Source organism: Microbispora sp. CA-135349, assembly GCF_050947365.1.
Taxonomy (GTDB): domain Bacteria; phylum Actinomycetota; class Actinomycetes; order Streptosporangiales; family Streptosporangiaceae; genus Microbispora.
On the sequence record NZ_CP192001.1, the window covers coordinates 1,324,800 to 1,343,170 of the forward strand.

At 71.3% G+C, this 18,371-nt stretch carries 18 protein-coding genes; 9 read left to right on the top strand and 9 right to left on the bottom strand.

Translation table 11 applies throughout. The features are described 5' to 3' along the window. Nucleotides 1–7 precede the first annotated feature (7 nt). Genes ACQPZZ_RS06625 through ACQPZZ_RS06635 form a run of 3 tightly spaced genes read left to right on the top strand, consistent with a single transcriptional unit; the run spans nt 8 to nt 3,090 of the window. On the top strand, nt 8–1,468 hold the full coding sequence (locus tag ACQPZZ_RS06625) for a glutamate--cysteine ligase (protein WP_432929870.1): 1,461 nt from the start codon (nt 8–10) through the stop codon (nt 1,466–1,468). A 59-nt stretch (nt 1,469–1,527) separates the two neighbouring features. Then, complete coding sequence (locus tag ACQPZZ_RS06630; protein WP_432929872.1) at nt 1,528–2,214, top strand: neutral zinc metallopeptidase; 687 nt, start codon at nt 1,528–1,530, stop codon at nt 2,212–2,214. A 54-nt stretch (nt 2,215–2,268) separates the two neighbouring features. Beyond that, nucleotides 2,269–3,090 carry a CPBP family glutamic-type intramembrane protease gene (locus ACQPZZ_RS06635; protein WP_432929874.1) on the top strand — a complete coding sequence of 274 codons (822 nt, stop codon included), beginning with the start codon at nt 2,269–2,271 and terminating at the stop codon, nt 3,088–3,090. Here ACQPZZ_RS06635 and ACQPZZ_RS06640 read toward each other — a convergent pair. From ACQPZZ_RS06640 to ACQPZZ_RS06655, 4 genes are all read right to left on the bottom strand, one after another. Further along, a complete protein-coding gene (locus tag ACQPZZ_RS06640) occupies nt 3,054–3,914 on the bottom strand; it encodes a response regulator (protein ID WP_432929876.1) in 861 nt (286 codons plus the stop codon). The two genes, ACQPZZ_RS06635 and ACQPZZ_RS06640, sit on opposite strands and share 37 nt — an antisense overlap. After that, nucleotides 3,911–5,077 carry a sensor histidine kinase gene (locus tag ACQPZZ_RS06645; RefSeq protein ID WP_432929878.1) on the bottom strand — a complete coding sequence of 389 codons (1,167 nt, stop codon included), beginning with the start codon at nt 5,075–5,077 and terminating at the stop codon, nt 3,911–3,913. Before ACQPZZ_RS06645 ends, ACQPZZ_RS06640 begins: the two co-directional genes overlap by 4 nt. Nucleotides 5,078–5,086: 9 nt before the next feature. After that, nucleotides 5,087–5,581: a hypothetical protein gene (locus ACQPZZ_RS06650; RefSeq protein ID WP_432929880.1), complete on the bottom strand. Its 495-nt coding sequence runs from the start codon at nt 5,579–5,581 to the stop codon at nt 5,087–5,089. A gap of 270 nt (nt 5,582–5,851) precedes the next feature. Further along, nucleotides 5,852–6,571 carry a PIG-L deacetylase family protein gene (locus ACQPZZ_RS06655; RefSeq protein WP_432929882.1) on the bottom strand — a complete coding sequence of 240 codons (720 nt, stop codon included), beginning with the start codon at nt 6,569–6,571 and terminating at the stop codon, nt 5,852–5,854. A gap of 64 nt (nt 6,572–6,635) precedes the next feature. Here ACQPZZ_RS06655 and pcrA point away from each other — a divergent pair, with 64 nt between their 5' ends. Both pcrA and ACQPZZ_RS06665 read left to right on the top strand, forming a co-directional pair. Then, entirely contained in the window at nt 6,636–8,909 is a 2,274-nt protein-coding gene (gene pcrA, locus ACQPZZ_RS06660; RefSeq protein ID WP_363639387.1) for a DNA helicase PcrA, read from the top strand. Nucleotides 8,910–8,967: 58 nt separating this feature from the next. Further along, nucleotides 8,968–9,195, top strand: coding sequence for a hypothetical protein (locus ACQPZZ_RS06665; protein WP_432929885.1), 228 nt, complete (start codon nt 8,968–8,970; stop codon nt 9,193–9,195). 160 nt (nt 9,196–9,355) lie between these two features. On the opposite strand, the gene ACQPZZ_RS06670 is transcribed toward ACQPZZ_RS06665, so the two are convergent. Beyond that, complete coding sequence (locus ACQPZZ_RS06670) at nt 9,356–10,255, bottom strand: hypothetical protein (protein WP_432929886.1); 900 nt, start codon at nt 10,253–10,255, stop codon at nt 9,356–9,358. Nucleotides 10,256–10,463: 208 nt separating this feature from the next. Next, complete coding sequence (locus ACQPZZ_RS06675; RefSeq protein WP_432929888.1) at nt 10,464–11,351, bottom strand: hypothetical protein; 888 nt, start codon at nt 11,349–11,351, stop codon at nt 10,464–10,466. 356 nt (nt 11,352–11,707) lie between these two features. Here ACQPZZ_RS06675 and ACQPZZ_RS06680 point away from each other — a divergent pair, with 356 nt between their 5' ends. The 4 genes from ACQPZZ_RS06680 to ACQPZZ_RS06695 all read left to right on the top strand — a co-directional run bounded on the left by ACQPZZ_RS06680 (nt 11,708) and on the right by ACQPZZ_RS06695 (nt 16,281). Beyond that, nucleotides 11,708–12,109, top strand: a complete 402-nt coding sequence (locus ACQPZZ_RS06680; protein WP_432929890.1) for a cobalamin B12-binding domain-containing protein — start codon at nt 11,708–11,710, stop codon at nt 12,107–12,109. A 157-nt stretch (nt 12,110–12,266) separates the two neighbouring features. Continuing rightward, nucleotides 12,267–13,448, top strand: coding sequence for an ADP-forming succinate--CoA ligase subunit beta (gene sucC, locus ACQPZZ_RS06685; protein ID WP_432929892.1), 1,182 nt, complete (start codon nt 12,267–12,269; stop codon nt 13,446–13,448). Next, nucleotides 13,448–14,320 carry a succinate--CoA ligase subunit alpha gene (sucD, locus tag ACQPZZ_RS06690; protein ID WP_169985337.1) on the top strand — a complete coding sequence of 291 codons (873 nt, stop codon included), beginning with the start codon at nt 13,448–13,450 and terminating at the stop codon, nt 14,318–14,320. The genes sucC and sucD overlap by 1 nt, the downstream gene beginning before the upstream one ends. A 299-nt stretch (nt 14,321–14,619) precedes the next feature. Then, nucleotides 14,620–16,281: a cell division protein PerM gene (locus tag ACQPZZ_RS06695; RefSeq protein WP_432929894.1), complete on the top strand. Its 1,662-nt coding sequence runs from the start codon at nt 14,620–14,622 to the stop codon at nt 16,279–16,281. On the opposite strand, the gene ACQPZZ_RS06700 is transcribed toward ACQPZZ_RS06695, so the two are convergent. The 3 genes from ACQPZZ_RS06700 to ACQPZZ_RS06710 all read right to left on the bottom strand — a co-directional run bounded on the left by ACQPZZ_RS06700 (nt 16,260) and on the right by ACQPZZ_RS06710 (nt 18,211). Further along, nucleotides 16,260–16,655: a MerR family transcriptional regulator gene (locus ACQPZZ_RS06700; protein WP_432929896.1), complete on the bottom strand. Its 396-nt coding sequence runs from the start codon at nt 16,653–16,655 to the stop codon at nt 16,260–16,262. The genes ACQPZZ_RS06695 and ACQPZZ_RS06700 overlap by 22 nt on opposite strands. Before the next feature lie 18 nt (nt 16,656–16,673). Next, nucleotides 16,674–17,705 carry an MDR family NADP-dependent oxidoreductase gene (locus ACQPZZ_RS06705; RefSeq protein ID WP_432929898.1) on the bottom strand — a complete coding sequence of 344 codons (1,032 nt, stop codon included), beginning with the start codon at nt 17,703–17,705 and terminating at the stop codon, nt 16,674–16,676. Between the two features lie 167 nt (nt 17,706–17,872). Continuing rightward, nucleotides 17,873–18,211, bottom strand: coding sequence for a hypothetical protein (locus tag ACQPZZ_RS06710; RefSeq protein WP_432929900.1), 339 nt, complete (start codon nt 18,209–18,211; stop codon nt 17,873–17,875). Nucleotides 18,212–18,371 lie beyond the last annotated feature (160 nt).

The window sequence follows — 18,371 nt, forward strand, 5'->3', positions numbered from 1 at the left end:
TCGTTGAATGGGCCGTGACGTACCCTCCGTCTCCTTCAGCAGGGAGGACCGCCGCCGCTACCGGGACAAGGTGAAGCTGTCGCTGGACATCCTGGCCGAGATGCTGCGGGAGTCGCGGTTCGGGTTCGACCGGCCTCAGATGGGCCTGGAGATCGAGCTGAACCTGGTCGACTCCGGGGGCGAGCCGGCGATGAAGAACGCGGAGGTCCTGGCCGCCATCGCGGAGCCCGACTGGGCGACGGAGCTGGGCCAGTTCAACGTCGAGATCAACATTCCGCCGCAGGTGCTGTCCGGTGAGGGCAGCCGCCTGCTGGAGGAGTCCGTACGGCTGCGCCTCAACCGGGCGCAGGAGCGGGCGGCGCGCGTCGGCGGGCAGCTCATGCTGGTCGGCATTCTGCCGACGCTGCGTGAGACCGACGTCAGCGAGGGGACGCTGTCGGCCAATCCCCGCTACAAGCTGCTGAACGAGCAGATCTTCGCCGCCCGCGGCGAGGACCTGCACCTCGTGATCGACGGGGTGGACCGGCTCGACACCTACGCCGACAGCATCACCCCCGAGGCGGCGTGCACGAGCGTGCAGCTCCACCTGCAGGTCAGCCCCGAGACGTTCGCGGACCACTGGAACGCGGCCCAGGTCATCGCCGGCCCGCAGGTCGCGGTCGCGGCCAACTCGCCGTTCCTGTTCGGCAAGGAGCTGTGGCGCGAGACCAGGATCAGCCTGTTCGAGCAGGCCACCGACACCCGGCCCGAGGAGTTGAAGGCCCAGGGCGTGCGGCCGCGCGTGTGGTTCGGGGAGCGGTGGATCACGTCGGTCTTCGACCTGTTCGAGGAGAACGTCCGCTACTTTCCCCCGCTGCTGCCCCTGTGTGACGAGGAGGACCCGAGGCGGGTCATCGACGAGGGCGGGGTGCCCGAGCTGCACGAGCTGCGGCTGCACAACGGCACTGTCTACCGCTGGAACCGGCCCGTCTACGACGTCTCGGACGGCGTGCCCCACCTGCGGGTGGAGAACCGCGTGTTGCCCGCCGGGCCGACGGTGGCCGACATCGCGGCCAACGCCGCGTTCTACTACGGGCTCATGCGCGTGCTCCCATCGGCCGAGCGGCCCGTGTGGACGCGCATGTCCTTCGCCGCCGCCGAGGACAACCTCCGCAACGCGGCGCGGTACGGCCTCGACGCCCGCCTCTACTGGCCGGGCCTGGGGGAGGTGCCCGCCGCCGAGCTGATCCTGCGCAGGCTGCTGCCCATGGCCTATCACGGGCTCGACCTGTGGGAGGTCGACCCGGTCCAGCGCGACCGGCTGCTCGGCATCATCGAGCGGCGCTGCGTGACCGGCCGTACGGGGGCGGACTGGCAGGTCAGGACGGCCCGCGCGTTCGGCGGAGACCACGAGGCGCTGCGCCGCATGACGCTTCGCTACCTGCAGCACATGCACACCAACGAGCCCGTGCACACCTGGGGCATGTAAAACTCTCGCGTTCGGCGACGGCGCAAATTTTTGCCGCCTAAATGGGTATTCACCTGAAAATGACCCGCCGAACACTGGCCGTGCTCCTGCTCCTTGCGGTCCTCGTCGCGTCCTGTGGCACGCTCACCGGCTCGCCGCCGGACCGGGCGCGGCCGGGGGACGCGGCGTCGCGGGGCACGCCGTGTGAGGGAACCGGGGACGACTTCCCCGGCGACGTCAAGCTCGCCCGGTGCCTCACCGAATGGTTCTGGGCACAGCGCTTCCGGCAGAGCGGGGGAACCTACCGCCCGATCTCCCGGTTCGTGGCCTACCGGGGCGACGACGGCCCCGACTGCGGCGGGCGGCCGGCCGTGCCCGAAAACGCCTTCTACTGCCCGTACGGCCATTTCATCGCCTATGACGAGGCCTGGCTGAAGGCGATGTACGACCAGTTGGGCGACGGTGCGGTCTACGTCGTCATCCCGCACGAGCTGGGGCACGCCGTGCAGGCCCAGCTCGTCGAGGACTTCCGGTTCAACGTGCAGCGGGAGCTTCAGGCCGACTGCTACGCGGGCGCCGCGCTGAGCGGGCTGATCCGCGTGGGGGCGCTGAGCGCCGATCAGGGCGACGACGAGGAGTTGCTCGCCAACCTCCACGCGGCGGGCGATCCCACCGACATCTGGTGGGCGCCGGACGCCCACGGCACCCCGCGGCAGCGCCAGCAGTACTTCGCCGACGGCTATACCGAGGGGGCGGGCACCTGCTGAGGCGGCGGTCGCCGGGAGCGTCGTACGCCCCTGCGGCGATGGGAGCATGGCGACGTGACGACGAACCGGGCGAGGCGGGCGGGTGCGCTGGGCGGCGCTCTCGGCGTGCTCATGGCGGCGAACCTGCTCAACAACCGGGTCGCCCGGCGGTGGGCGCCGCTGACCTCGGCGGTCGCGACCGGCACACTGGTGCTGATCGCCCGCGGGGAAGGGCTGACCTGGCACGATCTCGGCTTCCACGGTGCCCGCACAGGGGCCGTGACCGGGGGCGCGCTCGCCGCCGGAGTCGCGGCCGTCTACGCGGCGGGCCTCGCCCACCCGCGCACCCGCGCGCTGTTCCACGACGAGCGCGCGCTGGCGCTGTCGCGCCGCCGGGTGCTGGAGGAGGCTCTGGTGCAGGTGCCCTTCGGGACCGTGCTGCTGGAGGAGGTGGGTTTCCGCGGCGCGCTGCCCGCCCTGCTCGGCCGCTCGCTCGCGCCGCGTGCGGCCGTCGCCGCCTCGGCCGCGTTGTTCGGGCTGTGGCACGTGCTGCCCGCGATGGACATGGCCAGTGCCAACGCCGCACTCGGCCGTCTCGCCGCCGGGGAGACCCCGAACGAGGGCACAGGGCGGGGCGGCCCAGTGGAGACGAGACGGCTGGTGGAGACGAGACGGCTGGTGGAGACGGGACGGCTGGTGGAGACGGGACGGCTGGTGGCGGGGACGGTGGCGTCCACCGCGCTCGCCGGGCTCGTGTTCCACGCGCTGCGCCACCGCGCCGGGCTGCTCGCACCCGCGCTGCTCCACCTGGCGACGAACTCCCTCGGCTATGCCGCCGCCAGGGCGGCCCGCCGCCTGGATCAGCCCTCGCGGGGGTCGGCCAGCCCGGTCCGGTAGGCGTACGCGACCGCCTGCGCCCGGTCGCGCACCCGGATCTTGGCGAAGAGGTTGTTGATGTGCGTCTTCACGGTCGCCTCGCCGATGAACAGGTGAGCGGCGATCTCCGCGTTGGTCAGCCCGTGGGCGATCAGCCGCAGCACCTCCGCCTCGCGCGGTGTCAGCCCGTCCGGCGGCGGCGTCCCGGCACCGGACGGTGTCCCGGCGCTCGGCGATGTTCCGGCGCTCGGCGATGTTCCGGCGCTCGGCGACGTGCCGGCATCGGGCGAGGTCCCGGTTCCCGGCGTGCGGCCCGCTCGCCGCGCCTCGCGGGCGTGGCGCGGCGAGAAACGGGACCGGTGATCCGGTGCGGCGGCCGGGCCGGGCGTTTCGCCGGGCGGCGAGGTGCCGGTGTCACCGCCCGCGCCGGTGACGGTGTTCAGGAGCCGGCGCTGCACGCCGGGGTCGAGCTGGGCGTCGCCGTTCATCACCGTGGTCACCGCGCGGGCGATCTCCTCGGCGTCCGCGCTCTTGGTGAGGAAGCCGCGCGCCCCGGCCCGCAGCGCGGCGAAGACCGACTCGTCGTCGGTGTACGTCGTCAGCACGACGACCTGCGTGCCCGGAAACCCGGTGCGGATCCGCCGGGTTGCCTCGACCCCGTCCATGCGGGGCATGCGCAGGTCCATGAGCACCACGTCGGGCCGTTCGTCCGCGACCAGGCGGAGCGCGGCCTCGCCGTCGGGCGCCGACCCCACCACCTCGATGTCCGGCAGCAGGCCGAGCAGCAGGACGAGCCCGTCGCGCACGACGGCCTGGTCGTCCACCACCAGCACGCGGGCGGTCACGCCGGCACCCGCAGCCGGACCCGGAAGCCGTCCTCGGTATCGCCGGCCACCAGGGTGCCGCCCAGGAGTTCGGCGCGTTCGCGCATGCCCACGAGTCCGTATCCTCCTCCCGGTGTCCCCCGCCCGTCACCCGGGGGGTTGACGACCTCCAGTTCGCACTCCCGGTCGCCGAAGCTCAGCCGTACGGTGACGGGGGAGCCTGGGGCGTGCCGCCGCACATTGGTGATGGCCTCCTGGGCGGTACGGACCATCGCCAGCTCGGTCTCGGGGGACAGGCGGCGTTCGTGCCCGGAGACGACGACGGCGCACTCCTCGCCGGTCGCGTCACGGAACTCCTCGGCGAGCGCGTCCAGCGCGGCGGGCAGCGGCTGGGCGTCGTCGCGGAGCGCGGCCACGGCCCTGCGCGCCTCCTCGAGACCCTTCTTGGCCAGCTCACGAGCGCGTTCGACCCGGTCAAGGGCCTCCTGCGAGCGGTCGGCGCGCAGCAGCAGCCGGGCGCCCTCCAGGTGCACGATCTGCGCCGACAGGGAGTGCGCGAGGATGTCGTGGATCTCCCTGGCGATCCTGGCCCGTTCGGCCAGCACGGCCTCTCCCGCCTGGGCGGCCGTGGCGGCCCTGCGCTGCCTGATCGCGTAGGCGACCGTGAAGACCACGCAGATCGAGACGCCCAGGCTGACGGCGCGGTCGGTCGCGCCGGCGGGAACCACGGGTGACAACACGTCGGTGGCGACCACCCCCAGGCCCGCCAGAGCGAGCAGCAGCAACGGCAGCGACCGGCTGAGGGGGTGCCGCACGGCCGCCGTCCCCATGGCGAACATGACCACGGCGATGGCCGGGCTGCCGCCCTTCGAGAGCGCGTCGAGGGAGAGGGCCGGCACGATGACGAGGCCGAGGAGAACGGCATGCGCGCGCCCCGCGTCCCAGCGACGCGGGAGAACGACCGGCAGCAGCCGGAGCGCGATCGTCATGGCCAGGGCGACGGCGATGACGGCGGTCAGCACGGTGACGGCGAGCCGATCGCCCGCCAGGCCGAATCCCGGTGGAGACGTCGCCTGCCCGCCTATCACCATCGCGGTGACCGCCGTCGACAGGCACGCGCCGGCGATCGCGTTTCTGCGGCGGGATTCCGGGCCGGCCTGAACATGTCCGTCACGACTGGGCACGCCCCGACGTTAGCGGGCCGTCCGAGCGGCGGGTACGGCGGCGTGGGGCAGCGCGTTCCCCCGGCGGGCGATCATCAGGAACTGGACGCCGAGGGTCACCCCGATGAACAGGAGGATGGAGCCCTGGGGTGAGGTGATGCCGAGCACGGTGGTCAAGAAGATCATCGCGACCCGGACGGCGATGGAGCCGGCCCAGGCGAGCAGGGTCATGGGGGTGCCCTGCGACCACGCCACGCCGTGCTGGTCGCGCCAGACCCGCGTGGTCGCCGCCCGCAGCGCGCCGAGACCGGCGGCCACGAGGAGGCCCGCCACGAGCAGGGTGACGGCGAGCACCGGGTGGAGGGGGTCGACGAGCTTGTCCCCGTCGGAGGCGAGCCCGCCCAGGACCATGGCCACGGCGATGATCAGGCCGACGGGCCTGGCGGCGGGCCGCGGTGTCATCTGCCGGTAGACCACGAAGGCGACGGCGGCCAGGGCGATGACGACGATCTGTGCTTTGTCCATGCCCATGACCGTAGGGAGATCGGCCTCTGCCCGGATCGGCGCGAGGGTGGAAATCGGCCGATCTCCACCCCCGGGTGGACGCGCCACCCCTCTTCCTCCGTGATCTCGCTGTTTGTCGCAGGAATGGCCCGTGACCTGCGCCTATCCGCGCGCGCTTTTTTCCCGCAGCACCCCGGCTTCCCGCGCCCACGTCTCGCATGATCGTGCACTCTTTCCCGCAGGCCGCCTGCCCGCGCGTACGTCCTGCGTGATCACGCGATCCGCTGGTCGTCAGGCGGTGATCACCCGCTGGAACCCCTCGGCGTACGAGCCCTCGGGAAGGCCCGCGGCGGCGGCGTGGCCGGAGAGCCAGCCCTTGATCATGCCGTCCAGGTCCGGGACGTGCGAGGTCTGGCTCTCGTGCGCCCGCAGAGCGGCGATCTTGCGGTTCACCGTGGCGGTGACGTCGACGTAGTGGTCGACCGTCATCCCGCCCGTGAGCCAGACCTCGCGTACGGTCCAGGCCTCCAGGCCCTCGTCGGCCAGCAGTTCGGGGAAGGCGTACGGATTGCGCGCGTCGGGGTAGACGGCGTCGAGGGTGGCGCCGCCGACCGCCCGGTGGTCGGGGTGGGTGGGCCCGAGCCGCTCGTAGTTGCGCTCCGGGGTCGAGGTGATGACGAGATCGGGCCGCACCTGGCGGATCACCCGCGTGATGTCCCGTCGCAGGCCGAGCGTCTGCTCCACCATGCCGTCCTGGTAGCCCAGGAAGCGCAGGTCGCCGACGCCCACGCACTTGGCCGCGGCCGTCTGCTCGGCCCGGCGCAGCGCGGCCATGCCGCCGTTGTCCAGCGCCCGGTCGAATCCGCCCGCGTCGCCATCCGTGACCAGGCAGTACGTCACCTCGGCGCCCGCGTCCGTCAGTCTGGCGATCGTTCCCGCGCCGCCGAAGTCGATGTCGTCGGGGTGTGCGACGACCACCAGCACTTTTTTGATTTCCGCCTCGTCCAGCACCAGCAGCCTCCTCGTGTTCCGGCACATCACCTTAAACGGGACTTGCCAGGCGAGTGGGCTCCGAATGTCGGCGTGCGGTCATAACCTAAGGAGGGTGTCCACCCGAGCCGCCACTCATCCATTGCTCGACGGCCTCAACCCGCAGCAGCGGGACGCCGTCACCCACCAGGGCAGTCCGCTGTTGATCGTCGCCGGGGCCGGCTCCGGAAAGACCAGGGTGCTGACGCACCGCATCGCGTACCTGCTGGCCGAACGCGACGTCCAGCCGGGGGAGATCCTCGCGATCACCTTCACCAACAAGGCCGCCCGCGAGATGAAGGAGCGGGTCGACAAGCTCATCGGGCCGCGGTCCAAGGCCATGTGGGTCATGACGTTCCACAGCGCCTGCGTACGGATCCTGCGGCGCGAGGCGAAGCGGCTGGGTTTCACCTCCAGCTTCTCCATCTACGACCAGGCCGACTCCCAGCGGCTCATGGCGATGGTGTGCCGCGAGCTCGACCTCGACCCCAAGCGCTACCCGCCGCGGTCATTCTCGGCCCAGGTCAGCAACTTCAAGAACGAGCTGATCGACTACGAGACGGCGGCCGACCGGGCCTCGACCCACCTGGAGCGCACGCTCGCCGAGGCGTACCGCACCTACCAGCGGCGGCTCACCGAGGCCGGTGCGATGGACTTCGACGACCTGATCATGCTGACGGTCACGCTGTTCCAGCTCTTCCCCGAGGTGGCCGAGCACTACCGGCGGCGGTTCCGGCACGTGATGGTCGACGAATACCAGGACACCAACCACGCGCAGTACACACTGATCCGCGAGCTGGTCGGGCGGCCCGAGGTGCGCACCGCCGACGGCGACGTGGTGCGCGAGGGCGTCGAGCCCTCCGAGCTGGTGGTCGTCGGCGACGCCGACCAGTCGATCTACGCCTTCCGCGGCGCGACGATCCGCAACATCCTGGAGTTCGAGCGCGACTACCCGGACGCGCGGACGATCCTGCTGGAGCAGAACTACCGCTCCACGCAGACGATCCTGAACGCCGCCAACTCCGTCATCTCCCGCAACGAGGGCCGCAAGCCGAAGAACCTGTGGTCCGACCAGGGCGCGGGATCGAAGATCATCGGGTACGTCGCCGACAACGAGCACGACGAGGCCATGTTCGTCGCGCAGGAGGTCGACCGGCTGAGCGACGACCACGGCGTCACCCCCGGCGACGTGGCGGTCTTCTACCGCACCAACGCCGCCTCCCGGGTGTTCGAGGAGATCTTCATCCGCACCGGCCTGCCGTACAAGGTCGTGGGCGGGGTGCGGTTCTACGAGCGCAAGGAGATCAAGGACCTGCTCGCCTACCTGCGGGTCCTGGCCAACCCGAACGACACGGTGTCGCTGCGGCGCATCCTCAACGTGCCCAAGCGCGGCATCGGCGACCGCGCCGAGGCGATGATCGAGGCGTTCGCCAACCGGGAGCGGATCGCCTTCTGGGAGGCGCTGCGCCGGGCCGACGAGGCGCCGGGCGTGGCCACCCGCTCGCTCAACGCGATCCGCGACTTCGTCACGATGCTGGACGAGCTGCGCGGCAAGGAGCTACCGCTGTCCGACCTGGCGGAGGAGGTGCTGAGCGCCACCGGCTATCGGACGGAGCTGGAGACCTCGGGCGACCCGCAGGACGAGAGCCGGCTGGAGAACCTCAACGAGCTGATCTCGGTGGCCGCCGAGTTCGAGGAGGCCAATCCGGAGGGCACGCTCGTCGACTTCCTGGAGCAGGTCTCGCTGGTCGCCGACGCCGACCAGATCCCGGAGGGGGACGACCACGGCGGTGTCGTCACGCTGATGACCCTGCACACCGCCAAGGGCCTGGAGTTTCCCGTGGTGTTCCTCACGGGCATGGAGGACGGCGTCTTCCCGCACATGCGCTCGCTGAGCGACCCGAAGGAGCTGGAGGAGGAGCGCAGGCTGGCGTACGTCGGCATCACCCGGGCCAAGCAACGGCTCTACCTGTCCAGGTCGGCGGTTCGCTCGGCCTGGGGTGCGCCGTCGTTCAACCCCGCCTCGCGCTTCCTGTCGGAGGTGCCGGGCGACCTGGTCGACTGGCGCGGCGACCCCGGCAAGACCGCCTGGTCCGCCGCCACCTCGCGCCCGGCCCCCCGTACGGCTCCCGCGCAGAAGACCGGCGGCCGGCAGATCCCGAACCTGTCGCCGGGCGACCGGGTCACCCACGACACGTTCGGGCTCGGCACGGTGGTGTCGGTGGACGGCCAGGCCGAGAAGACCCGTGTGAAGATCGACTTCGGCAGCGAGGGCGAGAAGACCCTGCTGCTCGCCTACGCCCCCATCGACAAGCTTTGATCGACAGGCTCTGATCGACGGGCTCTGAGTCCCGCCCCCCGGTGCCATGCTCCGGGGGGTGGAGGTGGCGGGAAACGTCAACGTGACGATCCCCGCTCATGGGACCGTCTCCCTCCAGCAAGGCCACGACCGCCCGCACCTGGAGCTCGTCGACATCCACCGCCCGCTCGGTGCCACTCCCGTCGACGTCACGTTCCGCTTCCCCACCGCGGGCACGATCACGCTCCGCATCCCCGTCCTCCCGCTGTCACGAGGGGCCGGATCGCCCACGCCCGTCCGCAGTTAGTCGCGGCGACGGCCGGGCGTACGGAGTCGCGCGCCCGGCCGGAACGAACGGAGAGGCCGGCCCCCCGGTGGTGACCACCCGGGGACCGGCCTCTGTTTCACGCCGCGCGGGGGGCTCGGCCGCGCGGTGTCCGGCCCTGCCTGACGGGTCGTCCGGTTGTTCAGTTGGGCAGGACGACGGTGCCCTGCGTGTCCGGCACGTCGCCGTCGAGGTCGGCCAGGTTGGCCACCTTGCTCTTCGGCGGCGCCGTGACCGTGACCTTCCTGCCCCAGCCGGCGTACGTGGTGACGTCGCTCAAGGTGACGGTGAAAGAGTCGCCCTCGACCTTCATCCTCAGGTCGGCGGTGGCCGAGGCGCGGCGTACGAGCTGGTCGGCGCCGATCCACAGCTTCCAGGACACCACGGTCTTGGCGGGGTTGGATCCCACATTGCCGAAGCTGTCCTTGATGCCCGGACTGACCCTCATGAGCTGCGCCAGCGTGATGGTGCCGCGGTAGAGCGTGGTCTTCGCGCCGTTGACGCTGCCGCCCGGACCCTTGGCCTTGGTGGTCGCGAGGACCGCCTTGAGGTTGCGCAGGTCGGCGGGGTTCACGTACTCGCCCAGGCTCGTCGAGGAGCCCGGCCGCTGGCCGGGGAAACGCACCCAGGTCTTGCCCGCGGGCAGCAGGCTCGCGTAGACCCCGCCCGAGAGATAGCCCGTCTTGCCGATGACGATCGCGCGGAGGGGCTTCTCCGCGTCCTTCAGGTTGTCGTTCTCCTCCTTCAGCAGCTTGCTGTACTTGATCGTCTGCCTGCTGTCGGAGGCGACGAGGCCGGACCGGCCGAAGGCGAGTCCGCCGTTCCCGGTGAACGTGATGGCCGCGATGCCGGCGACGCTCATCGTGCCCGAGGCGACGTATCGCACGCCGTGGCCGGTGGCGTACTGCGCGCGCAGCGCGGCCACCGGGTCGGCCGGGGCCTGGGTCCGAGTGGAAATCTGAGCATGGGCGGGGGCGGCGACTGCGGGCGCCACGAGGGCGGCCGTCGCGGCGCACGCCAGCGCCATCAGTGCTCGCTTCACGAGTGATTCCTCCAGTACCTGCCCTCACGGTTGAGAAGGGCAGCCCAGGAATTTCCGTGGCTCGTGATCTCACGCAAGTCACGAAAATTCACATTTTCTAGTGGGGGGCGACCGGCCCCCGGGTGGCGGGCACCCGGGGGCCGGTCGCCGCTGTCACGGACCGCGCGGAGGGCTCGGCCGCGCGGTGTCATCCGTGTCCGGGCGCGGCTCAGTCGCCCAGATTGATGGTGTCCGGCATGTCGGGCACGTCGCCGAGGAGGTCGGACAGGCGTGCCACCTGGCTCTTCGGCGGCGCCTTGACCGTGACCCTCGAACCCCAGCCGACGAGCGAGGTGACGTTAGTCGCGTCGACCTCGATGGTCGTCTTCTTGAACCGGAGCTTCATCGTCAAGGACGTCTGCACCTTGCGCACGAGCTGGTCGGCGCCGATCCACATCTTCCAGCCGACCACGCTCTTGGCTTCGGAGGCGCTGAATCCGTCCTTCAGTCTCGGCTCGATCTCGGCGAGCCGCTTCAGCGTGATCGTGCCCCGGTAGAGCGTGGTCTTCGCGCCGTTGACGACGCCGCCCGCGCTCTTGGCCTTGGTGGTCGCGAGCACCGTCTTCAGGGTGCGCCAGTCGAGGGGGTCGACGAACTCGCCGGTGCCCCGCAGCGCGCCGACCCGGGCGTCACCGCTTGAGCGCAGCCACTTCTTGCCTTCGGGGAACAGGCTGGAGAAGACGCCGCCGTTGGTGTAGGCCGTGCGGCCGATGGTGATGGTCCGGGTGGGCTTGTCGGCGCCCTTCAGGTCCTTGTCTTCGAGCAGCGCGCCGTAGTCGATCTTCTGGCTGACGTCGGACGCCGCGATGCCGGAGCGGCCGAACGCGAGGGCGCCCTTCGCGGTGGACCTGACCGTCGTCATGCCGCCGAAGTCGATCGTTGCCGAGGACGTGAAACGGACGCCGTGCCCGGGGACGAACTGCTTCCTGAGAGCGGCCACGGGGTCGAGGGGCCGGGCCTGGCTGCCCGTGGTGTGAGCCTGCGCGGGGGCGGCGACGGCGGGCGCCACGAGCGCGGCCGTCGCGGCGCACGCCAGCGCCATGAATGCTCGCTTCAAAGTGATTCCTCCCGTAGGTGCCCTCAAGATCAGGAGGGCAGCCCGGGAATTCTTGCGGATCATGATCACGGAAAAGTTACGATAATCCGGATTTATGGGTAAGTCTCGAGCTAGTGGCGCGATACGCGGATTGATTATATTTCGCCGTGAAAGCGCAAATATGGAAGGATGCGGCGATTTCGGGCGCGACGATCCGCTCACGGTGGCCATGCGCACGATGGTCACGCGGGAGAGGCGGGGATTCCTCGACGGCGTGCGGGAACGCCCGATGGGCGGCTGACGAGGGGCCGTTCCGGTGCCGGGCTCCGGGCGGCGGTTACGCTTCGGGCAGCGAGCACCATCTGCGGGAGGTCTTCATGGCAGGCAGGATTCGGGTCGTCGTCGCGAAGCCGGGGCTCGACGGGCACGACCGCGGAGTCAAGGTGGTGGCGCGGGCGCTGCGCGACGCGGGCATGGAGGTCATCTACACGGGATTGCACCAGACGCCGGAGCAGATCGTCCGTACAGCCGTCCAGGAGGACGCCGCGGCGATCGGCCTGTCGATCCTGTCCGGCGCCCACATGACGCTGTTCGCCCGGCTCTTCGAGGTCCTGCGCGAGGAGGGCGCCGAGGACATCGTCGTGTTCGGCGGCGGCATCATCCCGGACGCCGACATCCCCGAACTGGCCAAAATGGGCGTCGCGCGGATTTTCACCCCCGGATCCACAACGCAGGAGATCGTGGAATGGGTCCGTTCGGCGGTTCCATCCACCGTTTAGGCATTTTGCCCAACCTTGCCGTACTTGAGGGTTGTTGGCAAGGCTCCGGTGGGACCCGACGACGCGGTCACGCTCGTACGGGGACTAGGCTTCATGCGCGGAAACGCCGGGCGGGACGACGGCGCCCGGCCTCGGACATCAAAAGGGACGGACCCTCGTGGACCTGTTCGAACATCAGGCGAAGGAGCTCTTCGCGGAGTACGGCATCCCGGTGCCGCGCGGAATCGTCGCGCACACCGTGGAGGAGGCGCGGGCGGCTGCCGAGCAGCTCGCCGGACGCGTTGTCGTCAAGGCCCAGGTCAAGACCGGTGGGCGCGGCAAGGCCGGCGGCGTGAAGGTGGCCGACGACGCCGCCGACGCGCACGCGAAGGCGACGCAGATCCTCGGCATGGACATCAAGGGCCACACGGTCCACAAGGTCCTGATCGAGGAGGCCAGCCAGATCGCGGAGGAGTATTACTTCTCCTTCCTCCTCGACCGCGCCAACCGCACCTTCCTCGCCATCTGCTCGGCCTCGGGCGGCATGGACATCGAGGAGGTCGCGCACACCGCGCCGGAGAAGGTGGCGAAGGTGCCGGTCAGCCCGCTGACGGGCGTCGACCGCGCCAAGGCCCGCGAGATCGCGGTGGCCGGCGGCCTGCCGCAGCAGGCGCTGGACGGCGCCGCCGAGCTCATCGAGAAGCTCTGGGCCGTCTTCGTCGACGAGGACGCCTCGCTCGTCGAGGTCAACCCGATGATCCTGTCGGCCGACGGCCAGGTGAAGGCGCTCGACGGCAAGGTCACCCTCGACGAGAACGCGAGCTTCCGCCAGCCGGAGCACTCCGCGTACGTCGACAAGGCCGCGGAGGACCCGCTGGAGGCCCGGGCCAAGGAGAAGCACCTCAACTACGTGAAGCTCGACGGCAACGTCGGCATCATCGGCAACGGCGCGGGCCTGGTCATGTCCACGCTCGACGTCGTGGCGTACGCGGGCGAGGAGTTCCCCGGCCAGCCCAAGCCGGCCAACTTCCTCGACATCGGCGGCGGCGCCTCGGCCGAGGTCATGGCGAACGGCCTGGAGATCATCCTGTCCGACCCGTCGGTGAAGTCGGTCTTCGTGAACGTCTTCGGCGGCATCACCGCCTGCGACGCGGTCGCCAACGGCATCGTCTCGGCCTTCCAGCTCCTGCAGAGCCGGGGCGAGGAAGTGACCCACCCGCTGGTCGTCCGCTTGGACGGCAACAACGCCGCCCTCGGGCGGCAGATCCTGGCCGACGCCGCGCTGCCGCGGGTCGAGCTGGTCGACACCATGGACGAAGCGGCCAAGCGCGCCGCCGAGCTCGCCGCGGTAGGTGCGTAATGGCTATCTGGCTCACCGAGAACAGCAAGATCATCGTTCAGGGCATGACCGGTGGTGAGGGCACCAAGCACACCCGCCGCATGCTCGCCGCCGGCGTCAAGGTCGTGGGCGGCGTGAACGCCCGCAAGGCCGGCATCACGCACGAGGGCCTGCCGGTCTTCGGCACGGTCAAGGAGGCCATGGAGCAGACGGGCGCCGACGTGTCCGTCGTCTTCGTGCCCCCGGCCGCCACCAAGGCCGCCGTCCGCGAGGCCATCGACGCCGAGATCCCGTTGTGCGTGGTCATCACCGAGGGCGTGCCGGTCCACGACACCACCGAGTTCTGGGCGTACGCCGTCTCCAAGGGCAACAAGACCCGCATCATCGGCCCGAACTGCCCCGGCATCGCCTCGCCCGGCGCCTCCAACGCGGGCATCATCCCGGCCGACATCACCACCAAGGGCCGCGTCGGCCTGGTGTCGAAGTCCGGCACGCTGACCTACCAGCTCATGTACGAGCTGCGTGACATCGGCTTCTCCACCTGCGTCGGCATCGGCGGCGACCCGGTCATCGGCACGACGCACATCGACGCCCTCCAGGCGTTCCAGGAGGACCCGGAGACCGACGCGATCGTGATGATCGGTGAGATCGGCGGCGACGCCGAGGAGCGCGCCGCGGCCTACATCGACGAGCACGTGACCAAGCCGGTCGTCGCCTACGTGGCCGGGTTCACCGCGCCCGAGGGCAAGACCATGGGCCACGCCGGCGCGATCGTGTCCGGCTCCGCCGGCACCGCCCAGGCGAAGAAGGAGGCCCTGGAGAAGGTCGGCGTCCGCGTCGGCCGCACGCCCAGCGAGACCGCTCGCCTGATGCGCGAGATCATGTCGTCGTGATCATGTAGTTCGTCGCAGGAGGGTCCCTGGCCTGCGCCACCACCGTCGGTGATCTCGATGTCGCCGCGCGATCGGCGCTCCTGCCGGCGGTTCCGTCATCCGTGACCTTGCACTTCCCGATGAAGTGCAAGGTCACGATGCGTATGAGGCCGGTTCGCAGTCGCTCTGCACGATCACGAAAGACGCATGCCCGGCTGGGGCGGCGGATGTGCGGCAAACCGCAAGATCGCGGCGAATCTGGGTGGGTGGGCGGCGTGGCGACGTGGAGAAAGACCGTGGGGCTGGGATGATGCGGTAGCGTGACGGGCCTTCTCGATCAATTCAGGACCGCTCCCCGTGCCGTGCTCGGCCGTATGGGCGCCGGCGACGACGAGGAGACCCGCCGTCCGCTCCCCGTCTCCGGCATGCTGGCCGCGGTGTCGACACTCGGCGTCGGTCTCGCCGTGCTCACCACGCTCACCCTCATCGGCTGGATGGCCGCACCCCGCGGGCCGTTCGGAGAGGGCCTTCCCGGCGTCTTCCGTACGGCCTGTCAGCTCTGGCTCGCCGCACACCACGCCGGTTTCGCGATCCCCGGCGGCCGGGTGGGCCTGCTGCCCATCGGGCTGATGCTCCTGCCGGCGGCACTGCTCTACCGGGCGGGCCTGTGGATGGCGCGCGATGCCGACCTGCGGGTGCGGATGCCCGCACGGCTGCCCAAGGGCACGCCGCGCGACGTCGAGAACGCCCGGCGTCGCGCCCAGCTCGCGCTCATCGCCCAGGCCGGCATCTCGCTGGCCGCGCCGTACGCGCTGCTCGCGGGCGTGATCGCCCTCGTCTCCGGCAACGAGATCATGCAGCCGTCCCTGGGGGAGGCGCTGGCCAGCCACCTGCTGCTGGCCTTCGTCACCGGGTCGGTGGCCACCGCACGCACGATCGGGCCGTGGCGGTCGATGCTGCGCCTGCTGCCCGAGCGGCCGCGGTCGCTCGTGGCCGGTACGGCCGTCGCGGTCGCGCTGATGCTCGTGGCCGGGGCCGTGCTGGTCCTCGGGGCCGTGGTGGTCAACTTCCCCCGGATCCAGCAGATGTCGGAGGTCCTCAGTCCCGGAGTGGTGGGCGGCGTGCTGCTCCTGCTCCTGGAGGTGCTCTACTTCTTCAACGCCGTGATCTGGGGCATGGCGTACATCTCGGGACCGGGTTTCGCGGTGGGCGCCGGGACGCTGGTCGCGCCCACCGGGATCAAGCTGAGCGCGGTGCCCATGCTGCCGCTCCTGGGCGCCCTGCCGTCGTCCGGCGCGGCGCCCACCTGGGTCATGGGCGTGATCGCGGTGCCGTTCGCGGCCGGGGCGGTCGCCGGCGTGGTGACGGCCAGGGTCGCGCCGACCCCCTCGATCGAGGCCGCGCCGCTGTGGGGGTTCGTCTGCGGGATCACCTGCGGACTCGTCGCCGGTACGCTCGCCGCGCTGTCGGGCGGCCCTCTCGGCGGGGCGGGCCTGGCCGCGGTGGGGCCGTCGCCCTGGGAGGTGGCGCTGTCGGTCACCTTGGAGGTCGGCGTGGCCGCCGGCATCTCGGCGGGCATCGCCAACTGGTGGCTGATCTCCCGGCGGCCGGCCACCGCGCCCGAGCCGGTGCGGAAGGCCGGCGCCGTGATCGCCAAGGCGGCCGGAAAGGTGCGGCCCGCCCGCGGCGCCCACCTGCCGGGCCACTGGCTCGACGCCACCGAGGCGGACACCCAGCCGATCCCGGTCATCAGGGACGACTGGACCGACGAGCATGCCGCCGCGGCCGCGGAGACCTTCGACGACATGAGCGCACGACGGCCCGGGGCCACCCCGCGGATCTCCGAAATCCCGCGCAAACCGGCCGTGAAGCGTCGTGCCCCGAGCCCCCCGCCGAAGCCGCGCAAGGACATCGTCGACGAGACCGACGACCGCGGGGGTCATGTCATCTACGTCGATCCCTACGCCTGGGACCGCGACTGATCCGTCCCGGGCCGCTCGGCGACGGCCGAGGCGAGGCGGTCCCGCAGGTCCGTCAGACGGGCGATCTCGGCGTCCAGGGTGGCGATCCGCCGTTGCACGACACCGCTGCCGCCGGAGCAGCCGGGGCTGCCGTACGGCGGCAGCGTGTCGTCCTCCAGCAGGTGCAGGCGGTCGGCGCAGCGGGCGACGTCCTCGATGGTCAGGCCGAGGGCGAGCAACCGGCGCACCAGGCGGATGCGGGCGACGTCCCGCGGGCCGTACTCCCGCTGGCCCGACGACGTGCGCGGGGGCGGCAGGAGCAGTCCGCGCTGCTCGTACAGGCGTAACGCGCGTGGGGTGGTCCCGGCCGCCGCCGCGGCGTCGCCGATCCGCATGAGGTCTCCTGGCTGTGGTCAGACTTCTATGACGACCGTTCCCATGTGCCGTCCCTCGAACAACTCACGCAACGCCCGCGGCGCGCTTTCGATGCCCGCGATCCGCGTGTGCGGGAAGGCGACGGCACCCGAGCGGAGCCAGGCGCCGAAGCGCTCCGTCCACTCCACGTGGGTCTCGTCGTCGATTCCGGTGAGACCGCGCAGGGTGATGTTCCTGGCGATGAGCTGGAAGGCGTCCAGCTCCACCGGGGCCGTCGTGCCGCCGGACGCGGCCGACAGCTGCGTGGCCAGGGTGCCGACCACGACGAGGCGGGCACCGGGCCGCGCCGCGGCGACCGCGGCCTGGAGCTGCTCGCCGCCGACGGTGTCCACGACCACGTCCACGCCGTCGGGCGCCGCCTCGGCCAGCCGCCCGTCGATCGCGCTTCCGTCGCGGAGCACCACCGCGTCGTAGCCGAGCTCGGCGATCATGCGCTCGGCCTTCGCCGGTGAGCCGGTGGTGCCGATCACCCGGGCCGCGCCCAGCAGCCGGGCGATCTGACCGGCGAGCGACCCGACGCCTCCGGCGCCCCCGGTGACGAGCACCGTCTCGCCCGCGCGCAGGCGGGCGACCCGGGTCAGGGCGGCGTACGCGGTGGCGCCGGGCGCCAGGTGCGCGGCCGGGTCGGGCAGGGCGTCGCCCAGCGGCGCGGCCACGGGGACCGCGGCGTACTCACGCCACCCCCGGAAGTGCGCGACCAGGTCGCCCGGCCGCAGCCCGCCGTCCTCCGTGCCTTCGGCGAAGGGGACCGCGACGACCTCGCCGACGGCCGGGCCGAACAGCGTGTCCCCGGGACGAAGCGGAGGGAAGGGCGTGCCCGGCACGCCTCCGGCGATCAGCGTGCGCAGCGAGGGGAAGACCTGGAACCAGCGGTTGCGCACCAGGACCTCACCGGCTTCCGGTACGGGCAGCGGAACCTCGGCCACGGTCAGGTGCTCCGGGCCGGGAAGGCCGGACGGAACCTCGGCGAGCCGGATCTCCCGTGCGGCGCGGGGCAGGGTCAGGGGCATGGGGGACTCCCACAGTGTCGGAGGGGAACCGCTCGTGCGGCACACCCGCACGGCCCCGCGACGCTAACCCCTGACCCGCGCGTCAAAGGCAAGACCCGGGAGCCGTCCGCGACTGGCGCGGCCGGCTCCCGTGCGGTCGTGTGGTCAGCTCCCGTGCGATCGTGTGGTCAGGCGGGAGCCGGGACGCCGGTGGGCCAGGCCACGCCCATCTTCCGCTCGAACGCGCGCATGAGCTGGTCGGAGCATTCCTGCTGGGCCGACACCGTGCCCGCGCCCTTGCGGCACTCGTTGTACGCGTTGAGCTCGTCGGAGAAGTAGAGCTGGAATCCCGCGGTGACGATGCCCAGGACGAACGCGAGCGACGAGAGCACGACGGCCCCGGTCGCCATCCCGATCCCGCGCCGTTCGCGGTTGAGCAGGCGCAGGTCGCGGATCGCGATGACGATCGCGAAAATCGACAACGCCAGCCCGGCGGCCGGCAGCATCAGCGTGAAGACCAGCGCCATGATGGCGAGCATGAGAGCCCTGCGCCCCCCGGTGGTAGGGGCCGGCGTCTGTAGGGGTGTTGTCACGGTCTCCTCGCCTCGCGTTCCGCATAGCCCGTCGTAAGTCGTGATGGCCGGCGCCCGATACGCTTTAGCTGCGTCGAGGGACGTCCCTCCACGC